This window comes from Chloroflexota bacterium (genome assembly GCA_020161265.1).
GTDB lineage: Bacteria > Chloroflexota > Chloroflexia > Chloroflexales > Herpetosiphonaceae > Herpetosiphon.
Window position 1 is genome coordinate 219539 of record JAIUOC010000003.1, and the last position, 17607, is coordinate 237145.

12 protein-coding genes are annotated in these 17607 nt (G+C 50.8%); 3 read left to right on the forward strand and 9 right to left on the reverse strand.

Translation table 11 applies throughout. From position 1 onward, the window contains the following. Positions 1–32: 32 nt before the first annotated feature. Together LCH85_08190 and LCH85_08195 are read right to left on the reverse strand one after the other, a co-directional pair. Positions 33–938, reverse strand: coding sequence for a CoA ester lyase (locus LCH85_08190; GenBank protein ID MCA0351965.1), 906 nt, complete (start codon positions 936–938; stop codon positions 33–35). A gap of 91 nt (positions 939–1029) precedes the next feature. Continuing rightward, positions 1030–1986 (reverse strand): ROK family protein, encoded by a 957-nt coding sequence (locus LCH85_08195; GenBank protein MCA0351966.1) that lies wholly within the window; start codon positions 1984–1986, stop codon positions 1030–1032. A 227-nt stretch (positions 1987–2213) separates the two neighbouring features. Here LCH85_08195 and LCH85_08200 point away from each other — a divergent pair, with 227 nt between their 5' ends. Then, positions 2214–3458 (forward strand): Stp1/IreP family PP2C-type Ser/Thr phosphatase, encoded by a 1245-nt coding sequence (locus LCH85_08200; protein MCA0351967.1) that lies wholly within the window; start codon positions 2214–2216, stop codon positions 3456–3458. A 55-nt stretch (positions 3459–3513) separates the two neighbouring features. Here LCH85_08200 and LCH85_08205 read toward each other — a convergent pair whose 3' ends face one another. The 4 genes from LCH85_08205 to LCH85_08220 all read right to left on the reverse strand — a co-directional run bounded on the left by LCH85_08205 (position 3514) and on the right by LCH85_08220 (position 8150). After that, positions 3514–4662, reverse strand: a complete 1149-nt coding sequence (locus LCH85_08205) for a LacI family DNA-binding transcriptional regulator (GenBank protein ID MCA0351968.1) — start codon at positions 4660–4662, stop codon at positions 3514–3516. Positions 4663–4677: 15 nt separating this feature from the next. Next, positions 4678–5553: a carbohydrate ABC transporter permease gene (locus tag LCH85_08210; protein ID MCA0351969.1), complete on the reverse strand. Its 876-nt coding sequence runs from the start codon at positions 5551–5553 to the stop codon at positions 4678–4680. A 27-nt stretch (positions 5554–5580) separates the two neighbouring features. Next, entirely contained in the window at positions 5581–6513 is a 933-nt protein-coding gene (locus LCH85_08215; protein ID MCA0351970.1) for a sugar ABC transporter permease, read from the reverse strand. 71 nt (positions 6514–6584) lie between these two features. After that, on the reverse strand, positions 6585–8150 hold the full coding sequence (locus LCH85_08220; protein MCA0351971.1) for an extracellular solute-binding protein: 1566 nt from the start codon (positions 8148–8150) through the stop codon (positions 6585–6587). Between the two features lie 666 nt (positions 8151–8816). On the opposite strand from LCH85_08220, the gene LCH85_08225 reads away from it, so the two are divergent. Beyond that, on the forward strand, positions 8817–10634 hold the full coding sequence (locus tag LCH85_08225; protein ID MCA0351972.1) for a right-handed parallel beta-helix repeat-containing protein: 1818 nt from the start codon (positions 8817–8819) through the stop codon (positions 10632–10634). 114 nt (positions 10635–10748) lie between these two features. Further along, positions 10749–13115, forward strand: coding sequence for a glycoside hydrolase family 31 protein (locus tag LCH85_08230; GenBank protein MCA0351973.1), 2367 nt, complete (start codon positions 10749–10751; stop codon positions 13113–13115). A gap of 58 nt (positions 13116–13173) precedes the next feature. Here the strand turns inward: LCH85_08230 and LCH85_08235 are convergent, their stop codons facing one another. Genes LCH85_08235 through LCH85_08245 form a run of 3 tightly spaced genes read right to left on the reverse strand, consistent with a single transcriptional unit; the run spans position 13174 to position 17521 of the window. Continuing rightward, positions 13174–14268, reverse strand: a complete 1095-nt coding sequence (locus tag LCH85_08235) for an ABC transporter permease (protein ID MCA0351974.1) — start codon at positions 14266–14268, stop codon at positions 13174–13176. Then, positions 14265–15218, reverse strand: a complete 954-nt coding sequence (locus LCH85_08240) for an ABC transporter ATP-binding protein (protein ID MCA0351975.1) — start codon at positions 15216–15218, stop codon at positions 14265–14267. The genes LCH85_08235 and LCH85_08240 overlap by 4 nt, the downstream gene beginning before the upstream one ends. Continuing rightward, positions 15215–17521 carry a hypothetical protein gene (locus LCH85_08245; GenBank protein MCA0351976.1) on the reverse strand — a complete coding sequence of 769 codons (2307 nt, stop codon included), beginning with the start codon at positions 17519–17521 and terminating at the stop codon, positions 15215–15217. Before LCH85_08245 ends, LCH85_08240 begins: the two co-directional genes overlap by 4 nt. Positions 17522–17607 lie beyond the last annotated feature (86 nt).

Here is a 17607-nt window from a genome sequence, read left to right on the forward strand (position 1 = left end):
ACAGTATATCATGAGGCACGAAATTGATTGAGCTAAGGCTGAATGGCGATTAACCCTGCCCGTTGCGCCATAGCTAATTTTTTGGCATGAACCCGCAAGCTTGCTGCATCGATCATCTGATCATCAATCGCAATTGCCCCTAAGCCTGCCTGTTGATCAGCAGCTTGGTAGGCGTTGATCAGGCGTTGAGCTTCGGCAATTTCGGCAGGGCTGGGCAAAAAGGCTTGGTTGATGATCGGCACTTGCGCCGGATGAATCGCCCATTTGCCATCGAAACCCATGGCAGCGGCGCGTTCTGCATCGCGTTGGCAGGCCTCGGCATCGCGGAAGGCAAAGGTCACATTATCGATCGCCTCTAAGCCAGCCGCTTTGGCCGCTACCAACATTTTGTGTTTGGGGTAAGCGAACATGCTCCATTGATCATCTGTCGAGCGTGCTCCCAAATCACCTGCATAATCCGCCAAACCAAAAATCAAGCTTTCCAAACGGGGCGAGGCGTTGGCAATCTGCTCAACCGCTTGCAAGGCGCGAGTGCCTTCAATTAATACTTCGAGCTTAATTGTGCCAACCTGCAAGCCAATATTGGCCTCGATTTGGCTGAGCAACCGATCAACGAAGCGCACATCGTCGGCACTTTCAATTTTGGGAATCACCAAAACATCAATTTTAGCGCCAGCCGCCTCGACAATTTCAACGACATCGCGATAGTGATAATGAGTTTGCACCGCATTTGGGCGAACTGCCACAATTTTCTGGCCAAAATCTAAGCTTTGCAAGGCTTGAATGACCGTAGCGCGGGCGGCAACTTTCTGCGAAACGGCGCAAGCATCTTCTAAATCGATAATCACTTCATCGGCCTCAGAGGCGGCGGCTTTGGTGATCATGGCGAGGCTATGGGCAGGGCAGGTCATTTCACTGCGGCGAATCCTTGACGACATGCAGGCATCCTTTGTGCTAAAAACGGCAAGCCGCCAAGACCCAAAGGCGCGTTGTCAGGAGGCTTTGGAACTGAGCGGCTTGATGCTAAAATTAGGCTTGTTCGATTGAGCTAAATGCATAGGCAGCAGCGCCAAGCACCCCTAGGTTATCGCCCATCTTGGTTTGATGAATTGGCACATTGCGATAGCCAGGCAAGGCACGTTTGGTAATTTCGGCGCGAGCTGGGTTGAGCAACCGATCGCCTAAGTTAGAAACCCCGCCGCCCACGAAAATCGCCTCAGGGCTGAACATATGCAGCAAATTAACGAAAGCAATCCCACACCAAAAGCCAGCATTTTCGATTAAGCGAATTGCCAACTCATCGCCTTGTTGCGCCGCCAGATCTAAATGATGGGTGGTGACGGCATTGGGGGTGGTTAATTGATTAAGCACGGTGGCAGTGCCTGCTCGCATCGCTTCGGCAGCGTGGTAGGCCAAAAATGTGCCTGATGCGAGGGCTTCCCACGAGCCAGCTGGGGTTGCGGTGGCAGGGGCAAAGCCGTGTGGGTCGAGCACCATGTGGCCAACTTCGGCGGCAAAGCCATTGTGACCAAGCAGCAACCGACCATCGCAAATCACTCCACCACCAACACCTGTGCTGATTGTGACGTAAATCATATTTTGCATGCCACGGCCACCGCCGAACAACCACTCGCCGACAGCAGCCAAATTGGCATCATTGCCGAGCACGACTGGAAACGGAACTTGGGCGGCGATCCGATCGCGGATGGGGAAGTTCTCCCAACCTGGCAAGTTGGGCATGGTAATAACCGTACCAGTAAAGGGGTTGAGTGGGCCAGGTGCGGCGATGCCAGCGCCGACAATTGGTGCACCATTCGCCGCAGCGATCATGGCGTTAATTAATTGAGTAATCCGACCAACAACTGCTTCAGCACCTTCATGCGCTTCGGTGCGAATCCGTTCATGAGCAAGAATTTCACCATCTCGGTCAACTAAGGCCGCACGTAAATGCGTGCCCCCGAGATCAATCCCGATTGCAAATGCCATAGGAAAAACCAATACCTTTCATGCGGATCTTTTAATTGGGCAATTATAGCACAGGGCATTTTGGGCTTTCTGCCTATAGACATTCACCCAGATGATCAATACAATAACAAAAATAAGCCAAAATTGAGCTAACAGCCGATTGTATTGTTGCTGCATAGTACGGCCTATGCTATACTCGCGCCGATACACTCACGATGTAAATCGTCCCGGGATTGACAGGAGTATCGATGAAGCTACGCCACAGCGCACAAACCGACATTGGGCGTTCACGCGAAGTTAACCAAGATGCCTATGGCGTGGGCGACCCGCTACCAAACGGAATCCAACTTTTTGTTGTTTGCGATGGCATGGGCGGTCATTTAGCTGGCGAAGTTGCCAGTCAAACGGCTGTGCAAACCATGTTGGCAACATTTCCGAACGTTGTTCAAAGCGATATTCCCAAAGCCCTCACTACTGCTATCGTGAGTGCCAATCAGGCTGTCTTCGATCGTGGCCGTGGCAATATGGGAACCACTTCGGTGGCCTTGCTGATCTTCAAAAATGTGGCGTTTCTGGCGAATGTTGGCGATAGCCGCGCATACTTGATTCGCAATAATGCAATGCGCCAAATAACCGTGGATCACTCGTTTGTTGAGGAGCAAGTTCGGGCTGGCTTGATGACTCGCGAACAAGCATCACAATCGAAGATCAAAAACATCATCACCCGCGCGGTTGGGCATCAACGCGAGGTCCAAGTTGATGTGTTTCGGGAGCCAGTTCAGGCTGGCGATCGCTTTTTGATCTCGTCCGATGGTCTGCATGGCTTCGTCGATGAAGCAACCATCTTAAAAACCATCAATACGCTGCCATTTGAGCAAATTGTGCCCCGCTTGATCGATCTGGCGAATGGAGTCGGTGGTTACGATAATATCACCGCGTTGTTGGTGCAAGTCGATGAACTTGAGGTGATTGCCGATAATGATCCATTACTGGAAACATTATTGAATCAGCCGTTGACTGGGCCATTACGCAGCGCCGACCCAATCACTGAGGAATTTGAATTGCCAGTTGGGCCAACCGGCACTGCGCCAATGCCTGTGGCTGGCATGCGCGATGACGAAACCCAACAGCATGTACCAATTACTGCTTCGGGTCGTTTGAATCCGACAATGGCGGCGGCTCATGCTAGCCCTGCTCGGCCTGCGCCAACTGTGGCCAAACCAGCAAGTGGTGGTTTATCAGGTTGGGGTATTTTAGGTTCGTTGGTGGTTTTAGCGGCTTTGGTTGGGGTGCTGTATATTTTTAAATTGCCCCCAGTCAGTTTGTTATTCCCCGATACGACGGCAACACCCAATCAAATTGTGGTGGCGGTTCCGTCGATGATGCCAACAACCCAACCAACCACAACTTTAGCGCCAATTACCAACGCACCGTTGGCTACCGCAACTTCGGGCATTTCGCCCACCTTGCAACAACCAACCCCAACTCCTTAACCTTGGTCTTTTCTTAAATGCACCAACCCCGTGCCTTTTGGCGCGGGGTTGGTGTTTAACGCTGTTTGCGGCTGCTGGCTCGTACAATTAGGGTTGGCTCAAGCACAATCTGTTGGCGGGCGATCGGCGTAGCTTCAATCTCACCAATTAATAGCTCAATCACTTTGGCTGCGACCATATCAATTGGCTGGCGCACCGAGGTTAGTTCCAGCAGTTCAGCAATCGGCGAATCATCATAGCCTGTCAAGGCTAAATCTACCCCAACTTGCAAGCCTGCCAAATCAAGATAGCGCTTGGCTCCAAAGGCCATCACATCGTTGGCGCAAGCCAGAGCCGTGATGCGTGGCTGTTGATTGAGCAGTTCTTGGGTGGCCGCAAAGGCTGCATCGACCGCATTGGGAATATGCCGAATGCTGCGGTGATCGATGGTTAATCCAGCTGCCTCGAAGGCTGCATAATAGCCTTGTAAGCGCTCATCGCCGATGCGCATGCCTTCGGGCCAGCACAATAAGCCAATTTGCTCATGGCCCCGAGCAATTAAGTGCTCAACCGCCAATTTCATGCCGAGTTTGCTATCAACATCGACCGCTGGAAAATTCCAATCGCTGTTGGCGCGGCCAAAGCTCACAAACGGCAAATCGGTTTTGAGCAGATAGTTAATTCGTGGATCGTTATAGCTAATGTCGCTCAGCACCAAGCCATCGATTCGCCCAATTTGCATCAGCTCGGCATAGGGTTTGGTGCTGGCAGGGTGCGGCTGGGCAAAGGTCAAAATATGGTAGCCCCATGCCTCAGCAGCCTGCGCCATCTCATATAAAAAGCGATCAAGCAGGGCATTGGGGCGGCTGGGATCTTCGGTTTTATGCCAACCATAGCCAATCAAGCGTGTATGGTTGGATTTCAGGCCACGCGCAATGCTGTTGGGTCGATAATTCAGCTCGGTGATTGCTTGCATAACCCGTTGGCGGGTGGTTGATTTGGTGCGGGTACTGCCATTGAGCACATGGGAAACCGTTCCAATCGAAACCCCCGCCAGCGCCGCAACATCGCGAATCGTAATGTTGAGGCTATAGTTGAGCTTGGCCGCCGCCGCATACACTTGTTCACGGACTGCTGGCGTGATGTGAGCCACTCCATCGAGCGCCTGATAGACCGTTAACATCGGCAGTTCAGTTATTTCGGCAAGTTGTTTAAGATTCGACATAAACGCTTTCTAGCACTAGCCTTTGCTACCGCCAATTGTCAAGCCACCTTTGATAAAGCGTTGCAGCAACAGCGCCGCGATCAACGGTGGTACCATCGCGGTGAACGAGGCCGCCATTTGCAAATTCTTGGGAAAATCCTTGACCAAGGCGAACAGGCGTACCGTCACTGGTTGCAATTTGGCATCGCGTAACACCAACAATGGTAACAAGAAATCTTTCCAGAGGCTAATGAAGGTCAACACTGCCAAGGTCAGCAGAATTGGTCGGGCCAGTGGCAAGGTAATGCTCCAAAAAATCCTAATTGGTGAAGCGCCATCGACCATCGCCGCATCATAAATATCTTGGGGAATTTGCTCGAAGAAGTTTTTGAGCACGATAATCGTGAAGGCATTGGCGGCATAAGGCAACCACAAACCCCAGTAGCTGTTCAACAAACTGATATTGAGCAAGGGCAATTTGACCAAGGTGGTATACAACGGAATGATATAGGCAATCGCTGGAATCGCCATACTCACAAACAACATTGTCATGATCACTTTTTGGCCAATTGGCTTGAGCCGTGAAAGGCTATAGGCCGCCATCGAGCAGACTGTCAGTTGACCAACCACTCCACCCAAGGTCACGGCAAAGGTGTTGAGAAACATGCGCGGCATATTGAAACGAGTCCATGCCTCGCGATAATTCTCCCAGTGGGCCACATCAGGCCACAAATTCAGGCCTGGCTGGTAAATTTCGCTGCTGGTTTTCAATCCAGCGGTGAAGGTAAAAATAAATGGGAAGAGCAAGCCACAGCTAAATAGCGCCAGCATAATCCCTAAAACAACCCGAATGATAGTGCCGCGCCGCGAACGCGACTCGACCTCGGACATAATGCCCATGCTTGAACTCATAGGATGCTCCTTGTTGGCTAGGTTTGATTAATCGGCATGTGTTGGTTGACGCATCGAGAGCCAAACATACACCACCGAAAAGAGCGAAAGCACGACCAACAGCGAAACGCTCCAAGCCGAGGCGAGGCCAAAATCGTTGCGGGCAAAGGCGATGCGGTAGCTTTCAAGCACAGGCGTAACCGTGCTATTGGCAGGGCCTCCTTCGGTTAATAAAAATGGCTCGGAGAAAACCTGTACCACCGCAATCACTTGTAGCATCAGCAACATCAACATGCGCGAGGAAATCAAGGGCAAAGCGATGTACATAATTCGATCAAATAGCGAAAAACCATCAAGCTGTGCCGCCTCATAGAGTTCTTGAGGAATTTCACGTAACGCCGCAAGGTAGATCAAGATTGTGCCACCAACCCCAGCCCAGGTCATAATTACAATCATGGCAGGCTTAACCAGATCGGGATTTTGCAGCCAGAGTTGCGGCGCGATGCCAAATTTGGCGAGGATATTATTGAGAAAACCACCCTCTGGCGCGTATAGCTGCCGCCAAACCAGCAAACCAACTGTGGCTGGAATTAGGGTTGGTAGATAGGCCAAAACACTATACAAACCACCCAAACGGCGTAGTTCGTTGATCATCAGGGCGATGATAATTGGCACCACAAAGCCCATTAACAAACTCAAGATTGTAAAGTGAAACACATTGCGCCAAGCAGTATAAAACAGCGGATTGCTAAACATCCGCTGGTAGTTATCAAAGCCGATCCAGGTTGAATTGCCGTTGAGCTTAACTTTTTGGAAGCTATACATCACCGCCGTAACCATTGGATACCACGTAAAGTAGAGGAAAATCAGCAGCGCAGGCAAGAGAAAAAGATAGGCATAAAATTGATTGCGCCACTGAATGCGTGGCCTTAACCGCCCAGTGCTTTTGGCTGCAATCAGCTTTGATTGGGCAACCTTCATTGAAAACTCCTTCACGATGCTGCAACCACGCCTCGCTCTCAATGCACCGAGAGCGAGGCATGGCAAGCTGATTATTTCAGTTGATCAAGTACGTTTTGTTGGAAGACGGTTGCTGCTTCAGTCACATTGGCCGCCGGATCAATTGCTTGATCAGTCAGAATGCTGCTGACAACCGCGCCCATTGCGCCATAGTATTCTTGGCCGGCAATCGCTGGCTCAAGCTCCAAGGCAACCTTGCCTGAGGTTACGGCATCGCGGAAGAGTTGATAGTTTTCGACGGGTAGGTTGGCATATTTGGCTTGTAGCGTATCAAGCGCCGTTTGATAATCGCCAACATACAAAGGCAAGACTGGTGCGCCAATCACATATTGTGGATCTTTGGCGCTCAAATCGTAGCCAATTTGAATTTCGGCGGGGTCGAATTGCGTCCAGAGGCGGAAATAGGCCGCAGCTTCTTTTTGATCGTCATCGGCAGTTGCGTTGACCATGGCGATGTTGCCACCAACCAGCGAAACGCTCTTGGCATTGGGGCCAACTGGCAACGGAGCAAAGCCAAATTTATTCAGATCAACATCAGGGAAGGTAGTACGCATCCAATTAAATTGGTCGCCTGCCATCACTACCAAGGCAGCGCGGTCGGTTGCCAAAGCTTCGCCATTGCGTGCCCAGTCGAGGTTTTCGCGTGGCAACACATCGTAATTCCAGCGCAATTCTTTGATGTAGTTCAGGGTATCGACCGGAGCGCCGGTAGCAAAGCCGGCACTGTAGGTGCCATCACTGTTGGTTTTGACCAAATCGGCCTGTTTTGCGCCGAAGGTATAGGCCATGGTAGTTACTTGCCAGCCAGTGGCGTTACCGCCATCAGTGATAAACGAGAAACCAGCTACGTTGGTATCGCGATTGGTCAAGGTTTTGGCCATGGTTGCCAATTCTTCCCAACTGGTTGGCGGGGCATCGAAGCCAGCAGCTTTGAGCATATCGATGTTATAGCCCAAACCCATCGCATAGGCAAAGCGTGGAATCCCATAAATTTTGCCATCTTTTGAGGCGATTGCCAAAATATTGGGGTTGAACAACGCATCAAGTTTGCTCGCACTGAAGACGCTAGTCAAATCACTGGCAATTTCTTGTTCCACAACTTTGGTCACATCGGTCAAATAGACTTCAAATAGGGTTGGCACTTGATTGCCAGCAACCAAGGCAGCGAAGGTATCGGGGGCATAGGCATAATCGCTGCCAATAATCGTCACATTTGGGTAGACCTGTTGGAATCGAGCAACTTGCTCTTTCCAGGTTGCCAAGGTGGTTGGCTGCGATTCGGGCGGCATACCAACGACGGTGATTTCAACTGGCCGACCGCCAGCAATTTGCTCAGGCATGGCGATTACTGCGGGCAAGCTGGCAGTGTTAGCAGCAGGAGCAGTCGTTGGTTGGCTTTCTGCGGTAGTTGCGGTTGCAGCGGCAGCCGCTTCAGGTGTGGCGGTAGCTAAAGTTTCAGCGGCTGTGGTTGCGGTTGGTGCAGCAGCAGGCGCATCGGTTGGGCTGGTTGTAGGGGTTGCTTCACCACCACAAGCCGTCAAGATCAACGCGATCAACAGGTTGAACACAAACAACACGCGAAATGATCGAAGTTTCATAGACTACATTGTCCTTCTGATAGTGGGCTTTCCAAGCCACAGGCATCAAGTCGTGTCTGCCATAACCATTCCTGATGCTGCATCAACGCTGGATTTGAACCGATTCAATAACCCCTATCAGAATGTTCAATAATTGATTGATTAAGCTGGCTTTATAAGGCTTATGTAGTGATATTGGCGGCTTTTTACTGCAAATTCACCAAACTCTAGCCCAAAACCGAGCCGTAAGCAGTCGCTGTATTGAACCGTTTCAAGCATAGCACATCGCTGAAAGAGTTGTCAATATTAATGTTTGGATGTCGGGGATAGGGAAGTTTTTAACCGCGAAGGACACAAAGGATACGAAGCTGAGGTTATAGGCTTTTGATGCTCCAACGCATCCCCGATAGCCAAAAGTCTTCAGCCCATACCCTGAAAATCAACATTTATGCTTTTCGTAGTTGAAACCATTGGTTTTATGCTCTATGTTCTATGTTCTGTGCTCTATCGTTGTTCTATCTTTGAACGCTCTTTGAACGCTAATCTCCAAGCGCCTGTCTATACTCACAGTCAAGCCATAATCTTCCTGAACAGCTGCGGGATAGAATTGATCCAACAACCCCGTCAGCGTTTCCAATTGAGTAATGCTTCTAAGAAGCTCGATTCTGTGTTCGAGGAGGAACGCATGTGAGCATCCTTACGAGGTTGCGCCAACAAAAGCTCCTGCTGATGCTCCTACTCCTTGGGATCATTGGTGTGCTGATCACGCGATCATGGCCTGTCATCGGCGATCAATCGCCCCTCGCAGTCAGCACTGCAGGTGTGCCAGCCCCAACCAATCAGCTGATTACTGCGACCAGCGTTACGCCACCCCAACGTGGAGCTAACGTGCCATGGCAAGAATATGAGGCTGAACATGGCACAGGCAAGGCCACAATCCTTGGCCCCAGCCGTGAGTTTGGTAGTTTGGCAGCAGAATCATCGGGTCGGCAAAGCGTTGAACTGAAACAAACTGGTCAGTATATTCAAATTACCACGACCGCAGCGGCAAATTCAATCGTGATGCGCTACGCAATTCCCGATGCGCCCCAAGGCGGCGGCATTAGTGCTACGTTGAGTTTGTACATTGATGATGTATTTCGCCAAAAATTGCCGTTGACATCGCGCTTTGCGTGGGTGTATGGCGGAGCGACTGCCACCGATAATCATCCCGAATCGGGTGGTGGGCATGCCTTTTTCGATGAAGTACGGGCTTTGGTTGGCGAAATTCCCGCTGGTTCACGCTTGAAATTACAAAAAGATCCTGATGACCAGGCCGATTTTTATGTGATCGATCTGATTGATCTTGAGTTGGTTGGCCCTGCGCTTAAGCAACCAGCTAGTTTTATCTCGCTAACCGACGATTGTGGCGCGATTGCCGATGATCAACGTGATGATCGCGCTGCCTTCGAGGCCTGTATTGGTCAAGCTCAAGCTGCTGGCCAAGGGCTATGGATTCCTGCTGGAAATTTTGATTTGCTTTCGCCAGCCAGCCAGCGCATGGGCATGCCCGTCGCCGATCTAACGATTCGCGGGGCTGGCATGTGGTATTCGCAGTTGCGTGGGCCATGGGCTAGGTTTTATTGCACTGGTGATCGTTGTCGCTTTCACGATTTGGCGATTATTGGTGAAACCCAAACCCGCCAAGATTCCAACCCTGAAAATGCCTTCAACGGTGGTGCGGGCAAAGATTCGCTGTTGGAAAACGTGTGGGTTGAGCATACCAAAGTTGGCTGGTGGGTTGGCGAGGGCGACAAAAACGTTACCGATGGGTTGGTGATTCGCAACAGTCGTTTTCGCAACCTCTTTGCCGATGGGGTCAACCTATGCAACGGCAGCAGCAACTCAGTGGTTGAGAACTCACATTTTCGCAATACTGGCGACGATGCCTTGGCCTCGTGGTCGCCAGCCTTCGAAGGCGGCCTCAATACCAACAACATTTTTCGTTTCAACACCATTCAACTGCCATGGCGAGCTAATTGTTTGGCAGTCTATGGTGGTAAAGATATTCAAATCGAAGATAACCTTTGTGCCGATGTGGTGACCTACCCTGGGATTTTGATTGCCCAGCAATTCAAGTCGCATCCATTTTCAGGCACAATCCAAATCGAACGTAATTCATTAATTCGGGCTGGTGGATCGATGTGGAATCAAGAGCATGGCGCATTCAAACTGCACGCTGCTGAGGGTGTAGTGCAAGGTGTCGTCGTCAATGATTTGCTGATTGATAGCCCAACCTATGCTGGCATTCATTTGCAGGGTTCGGCCAAACTTCAGGCGATCACCCTGCACAATATTACCATCACTAATCCTGCTACTGCTGGAATTTTGTTGAGCACCAGTGCTCAAGGGCATGCCGAGTTTAGCAATGTAACGGTGGTCAATCCAGGCCAAACTGGGCTGATTTCCAACCCATTGCCTGGGCAATTCACCCTCACCAAAGGTACAGGCAATCGTGGCTGGTAGGCTCAATTTGAGCAATGTAGCAAACTTCCATTACAGGAAGTGGGGCAATGCTCCATTTCCTGTCCTATTTTTGAGAACAATTGGCCTTGCCAACCCTTTGAGGAGCACAGTGATATGCCTATTTTTTCGCAATCGTTAAGTGTGTTGCAATCGTATGATCACGGTGCGCAAAGCTTGATACTTGATTATGGTGGCGCAAAAGTCGCCATCAGCATGCTGACTGAAACGATTATTCGGGTGCGATTGGCTCCTGATGGTCGTTTTGCCAAGCGCCGTTCGTGGGCGGTGGTTACGCCCGATCACGCTTTTACTCCGGTTGATACCACGCTCAGCGAAACCGAGCATGGTTTGGTGCTGCGCACTGCCAAGTTGATGCTGAAAATTGAGCGCAATACAGGTCGCATTGCTTTTTATAGCAGCGCCGATCAGCCGTTTGGTGGCGATGCTGAAGGATTCAGCTGGTCGTCACAACATAGTTCAATCACTTGCCGTAAGCAATTGCACCCCCAAGAATATTTCTATGGTTTTGGCGAACGCTCAGGCCAGCTCAACCAGCGTGGTCTAACCCGCACCAACTGGACGACCGATCAGCATCGTTATGGGCCTGGTACCGATCCCTTGTATATTGCAATTCCTAGTTTTCTGGCGTTGCGCCAAGGCTTAACCTATGGGGTATTTTTGAATAATACGTGGCATAGCCGTTTTGATCTTGGGGTAGAAGACCCTGCAACTTGGAGCATGACGGTTGATGGCGGCGAGTTGGATTATTACCTTTGTTTTGGACCAACTCCCGCCGAAGTTTTACAGAGCTTTGGGCGTTTGCTTGGCACAACTCCCTTGCCACCACGCTGGGCGCTAGGCTACCATCAAAGCCGTTGGGGCTACAACTCGGCTGAGCAAATTCGCCAAATTGCCCAAGCATTTCGCCAACGCCAACTCCCCTGCGATGTCATTCACCTTGATATTGACCATATGGATGGCTATCGCGATTTTACCTGGAATCCTGAGCGTTTCGCTGATCCGGCGGCAATGGTGCAGGATTTAGCTGAACAACAGCTTCGTTTGGTCAATATCGTCGATCCTGGCGTTAAAATCGACCCTGAGTATGCAGTTTATCAATCGGGGTTAGAGCACGACAGTTTTATTCGGCGGGCCAATGGCGAGATTTTTCATGGCTATGTTTGGCCCGATGATTCAGTCTTCCCTGATTTTAGCCGCCCTGAGGTACGCGCTTGGTGGGCAACTATGCAACGCCGCCTAATCGACATTGGTATCAGTGGCATTTGGAATGATATGAACGAGCCGACGGTCTTTACCATGCCATTTAGCCAAGGTGGCAGCACGCCTCAGCCAATTGAGCTTGAGGCAATTCAAGGCCCAGCCGCCGAGCGTACAACCCACGCCGAAATGCATAATCTGTATGCTTTGGGCATGGCTCAAGCAGCCTATGCTGGCATTCGCGAGGTTACAGACCAACGCCCATTTGTACTCACTCGCTCGGGCTATGCCGGAATTCAACGCTGGAGCGCTTGCTGGATGGGCGATAATGCCTCGCGCTGGGAACATTTGGAGCTGGCAATTTCGCAATTAGTTAATATGGGACTTTCGGGTGTGCCATTTGTTGGCACCGATGTTGGCGGCTTTTTTGATAACGCCAGCCCTGAATTATTTGCTCGCTGGATGCAATTTGGCATTTTGATGCCCTTCTGTCGCGGCCACTCGCACACTGACACCGCGCCGCATGAGCCCTGGCAATTCGGTGCTGAAGTCGAGGCAATTTGTCGCAACTATTTGCAGTTGCGCTATCAATTATTGCCCTATTTGTACACGCTCTTTTGGCAAAGTTCGCAGGATGGTGCGCCAATTCTGCGGCCATTATTCTATGAGTTTCCCAATGATCCTGCTACCTATCAATTGCATGATCAGGTAATGCTTGGTTCGGCGCTCTTGGCAGCTCCGATCTATCAGCCTGGTAAAACCCAACGCCATGTCTATTTGCCAGCTGGCCAGTGGTACGATTGGTGGACGAACGAACTGATCGAAGGCCCAACGCATGTCTTGGCGCAAGCACCGCTTGAGCGCATGCCATTATACGTTCGGGCTGGCACAATCTTGCCGCTTGGCTCGGCCAGCAGTCAACACACGGGCCAAGTCGCCGAGAGCCTAAGCTTAGAATGCTATCCTGGCAATGGTTCGTTTAGCCTATACGAAGACGATGGCTTAAGTTTCGCTTATCAACAAGGCCAATCGGCGGTGATTAATTATCAAATTAGCCGCGAGCACCAAACGCTGACGATTCGTAGTTCTTGGCGTGAGGGTGATTTCACGCCTGCCCCGCGTAATATCCAGCTGCGGATTCATGGCATCAGCGCCGCCAGTGCTGCTACGCTTGCTGGCGCAAACTATGATTCAGCCCAGCGGGTAGCCACCCTGAGCCTCGCAACCGATGAGCATTTGCATTTACAAATTCAGCTTGATTAAATGAAAAAACCACGGTGCGAGCCAACCCAGCTTGCACCGTGGTTGGATAATTAATTAGCTAAAACCACCAGCCAATCCAAGCACCAAGGCCAAGCAAACTCAACGAGGTTACCGAAAGCATCGCCAAATCGCCCCAAGTTGGCCACCAACGGCGGCGTGGTTTGACCGCATGCAGCGCCATCCAGAAGAACACCAAACATGCCATAATCAAAATAATTAATGTTGTGCGCCAAACCGAACGTGGTTCGGCAATAATTGGCATGCCATCAGGCCCAAATTGATCAGCTACCGGGTAAATTCCAATCGAAAAAGTTTGCCAGCCTGGGAAATTTAAGCCACCACTAAACGAATTCATTCCAGGCCACCAACCGCCGCCACCAGCCGCCATTGGTACAGCTTCAAATGCTCGCATGGTGGTAATCATCCCGCCATTGCTTGGCCCCGACAAGGTGCCAATGCTTGAGGCCAAGGCGCTGATTGGGTTGGGGGCTAAGAGGCCAGTTGGCACAGGATCGCTGGTGCGATTGGTCCAGATTTCAGCTCCGGACAAAAATCCACCTAACACCAAGCCAATAATCACGTAACTTACCACTGCTGCGCGTCCGGTTTTACCAGTCATGGCCGAGGCCCAAATGCCAAGCATGGCGCTGGTGATCGCGCTTAACACAATAATCGCTGCTGCTTGTAACACATGGCGCAGCGTAATTCCACCAAATAAAAAGACGATACTGCCCAGTGGAATTGCCGCCAGCAACAAGAGCGCAATATACGAAAGCGCTGAGATCAATTTGCCCCACAGCAAGCGATGTGATGGCAGATTTGTGGCGATCAACATTTCATAGGTTAGGCGTTCGCGCTCGCTGCTGATGGCTCCAACTGTGACTGCTGGGGCAATTAAAATGACCAAAAACAGCAACATAAAGGCTAAACCTGCAAACAAGGTTTGGCCAATTTGGGCGCTGAAGATCGGCATGCCCGTTGCTTGGCCGCTGGTTGCCCGCAAAAACAAGCCATAGCCAACCAAGCCTAAGCCCATCAAAAAGCCGGTGAGCAAGATAAACGCTCGGCCACCGCGCATGCGCGAACGCAACTCTTTGACCACGATAGGGTTGGGTTGTAAGCTCCAACGACGGCTGATTGCACGATTGCTCATACTCGTTCCTCCAGACCATGGTTGTTGACAAGCTGCAAAAACAGCCGTTCCAGCGAATCGTCTTCACGATGAAAATCGGCAATTGGTAGCTCGGCCCGCGCTAGATTGAGCAATAATTGTGACGCTTGCTGCTCGTCACCATCAAATTCCACTTCGATCAGCATTGGCGTGGCTTCGGCTGGTTCGAGCACCCGCAAAACGCCCGATTGCGCAGCAATCAAGCGCATCGCCCGCTCAAGATCGTCGAGCATTTTAATTTGCAGGGCCGGACGGCTACGTTGCCGTAAGGTTTCAAGCGACCCTTGCGCCAGCAACTGCCCACGGGCCATAATGCCAAAATCGGTACAAATATCTTCAAGCTCATTCAAAATATGCGAACTAAGAATGATTGTCTTGCCCATATCGCGCAGGGTGCGCAGCAATTCGCGCAACTCAACCCGCGCTTGAGGGTCGAGGCCGCTGGCCGGTTCGTCGAGCAATAAAATTTTGGGGTCGTGCACCAAGGCATGGGCCAAACATAAACGTTGTTGCATGCCACGGCTCAGATGTTGCACAAACGCATTGCGCTTTTCGCTGAGATCAACCAAATCGAGCAGGCCATCGACCGTGCTTTTGCGCTTGGCTGGCTCAATGCCATGGCAGCGGGCATAAAAATCGAGATATTCCCAGACCCGCAGATCATCGTAAACCCCAAAGAAATCGGGCATATAGCCGACGATTGCCGCTGCTGTGCTGGTTTTTTGAATTAGCTGGCCATGCAAAAACACCTGACCGCTGCTGGGCTCAAGCAAGCCTGCTAGCATGCGCAAGGTTGTGGTTTTGCCTGCCCCATTGGGGCCGAGAAACCCAAAAATGCTGCCAGGTGTGATATTTAAATTAAGCTTGTTGACAGCAGTGTATTTGCCATAACGCCGCAACAGATCAACAGTTTGGATGGCTAATTCGCTCATTTGACAACTCCCGAAAGCACTGGCCCAACCGAGAAGCAACCCCACAACCCTGCCGTGGTATCAACCGTTGGATCGAGGGTATAGCGGGTGCGCAGGTTGCCTTGCTGCAAATAGGTGCTGGGGCTGGTGGTCAGATCAATCGCTCCATTTTTGAATTCAACGACATCCCATTGACTGGTTGTCCAGTTATACAATTCGTACGTTAATTTATTGGGCGTGACCATGCCACCATCAATCGTTGGTAAGAGCCGTAGCGATTGAGCTTCGATTGAGCTAAATGCCGTGGGTAGGCTGAGTTCGATAATACCAGTTTTTTGCGAGATGCTGGTGCCCGCGCCACGGGCAGTGGTGGTACAGGTCGAACTCATTCCCATACCTAGATCGTCTTCTAAGCTATAGCTAAACCAATTATTGGTCAGTTCGACCGTATTTTGGCTATAGCGTAGTTGCGGATATTGAATCAGCAGACTGCGTTGGGTGGCAGCAAAGCGTTTTTCCGGCAAGTCGATTACCGCTTGATTGAAATCGACAAACGCTACAAACACAGCATTTCGATCAACACTGCCATAGCTATTGGGTAGGGCGATATCGAGTGCTTGAGTTTTGGCCAAAAGCTCGCGCGGCGGGCCAAATTCAGTTTGGTAGCCTGCATCAAGCTCTTTTTGGAACAACAAATAGCTTGCCCCCGACATCGAGGGATTGTTGTCAATTTGCAATTCGATCGATTTTTCCACACCTGGCTCGATTGTGCCAAACTTTTGAGCGTTACCTAACATAATAAAGGCCGCATCACTCAAGGTATAGGTACTGGTATTTTTGACTTTACCAATCAGCTTTTTACCTTGCATACTGATTTCAATTTGCACATGCGGCGCATCGCTGATATCGCGTTCATAGGCAAACATTTCCATCGACCATTGATTGATCGTGAGGTTCCGCACATCGCCTGGCTGATGACTGTAGAGCGCTCTAGTGGCGTTAATGCCACCATTAGTGCCCATATTGGGGCTAACCAACAATGGGCGAGGGTACGCGCCATGGTTGATTGTGACTTGATAGTCTTCGCGTATTGGCGAGAAAATGCCCGCATAGCCCAAAACTGTGGCGTTAGCTTGATCATCGGGGTAAATCAAGGCCACATCGTGAACCAAAATATCAGTGCCCCGTTGTTTCGAGCCAATTCCATAGGCTAGCACGGCAAAAACTAAGGTTAATGCCGGAATCGTCAGCCAAGCCAGGGCCATGCGATCAAGCCGCCGTAGCACAAGATAGGTAACTGGCCCCGCCAAAACAATATAAATTCCCAAAAGAATTAACAGGGTTTGCAGCGGCGGCAAATCGAGCGCTGGCAAATTGTTCAGCAACGCAGGTGCAGCACTATCACGTAACATACTTTCACTGCTACCAGCACCCATCCAGCCTAGATCTTGTTGCTGAGGAAAGAGCGAGGCCAGTAGGTTTTCATAGCCCCGCCACGCCGTAAATTCAGCTTGATCAAGATTAAAGGCGCTGGCAATCACGAAGCCACGGCCAACCGAGCGCTTAACTAGCAGCGGCGTTTGCTCTTGTTTGAGGCTGGTCGCTGCTTGTTGGTTGGGCTGAAGTAGGGCAACTTCCAAGCTTTGCAGATTAAATGGCTGGCCAAACACTTGACTTAGAGTTGTGGTCGCAATCGTTTGCTGGCCAGTAGCTTGGGCTGGCTGGAGTTCGGCTGGTAAATCTTCGAGCAGATTTGGCTCGGCGACCAACACCCCGCCATTATTAACCCATTGCTTGATCGCTTGCTGTTGTTCAGGAGTTAGTTCACCCCATGAACGCTGATTGAGCACGATCCCACTCAGCATATCAAGGCCAATCTGCACATCGGGCAATTGTTGGCTATCAGTGGCAACTAATACCACTTTGGTTAATTGGGGTAGTGGCTGTTCTAATAAGGTTGCGACCATTGGGCGGTCGGTGGAACGTAATTGCAGCGTAGCGGTTTCGCGCTTCTCACCATTTAAATACATGGCCATTGGCACCCGAAAGGCCTGATCAAATTGGCCATAGACCAAGGTTTCTTTTTGTGAGCCACCTGGCACATCAAGCTCAACATTGTAGTTGCCAATGTGAATTTCGACCATGCGATCAACGCCAGTATTGCTGACCTTGACTCGCAACGCCATCCACTCACCAGCGCGATAAACCGTGCCAAAAACTGGCTCAACCTGCCAAACTAGCCCATTTGATTGCTCTTGGCTCGATGCTGCACTGATCGGTAGGGCTATCAGCAACAGCAGCCAACACCAGCGTATCCAGCGCATACCATGCTCCACACACTAAAATCGATTCGGCTGTTCCTATCATAACGGATAGCAGGCCAATTGTGTTCCCTTTTTCAAGCAACTCT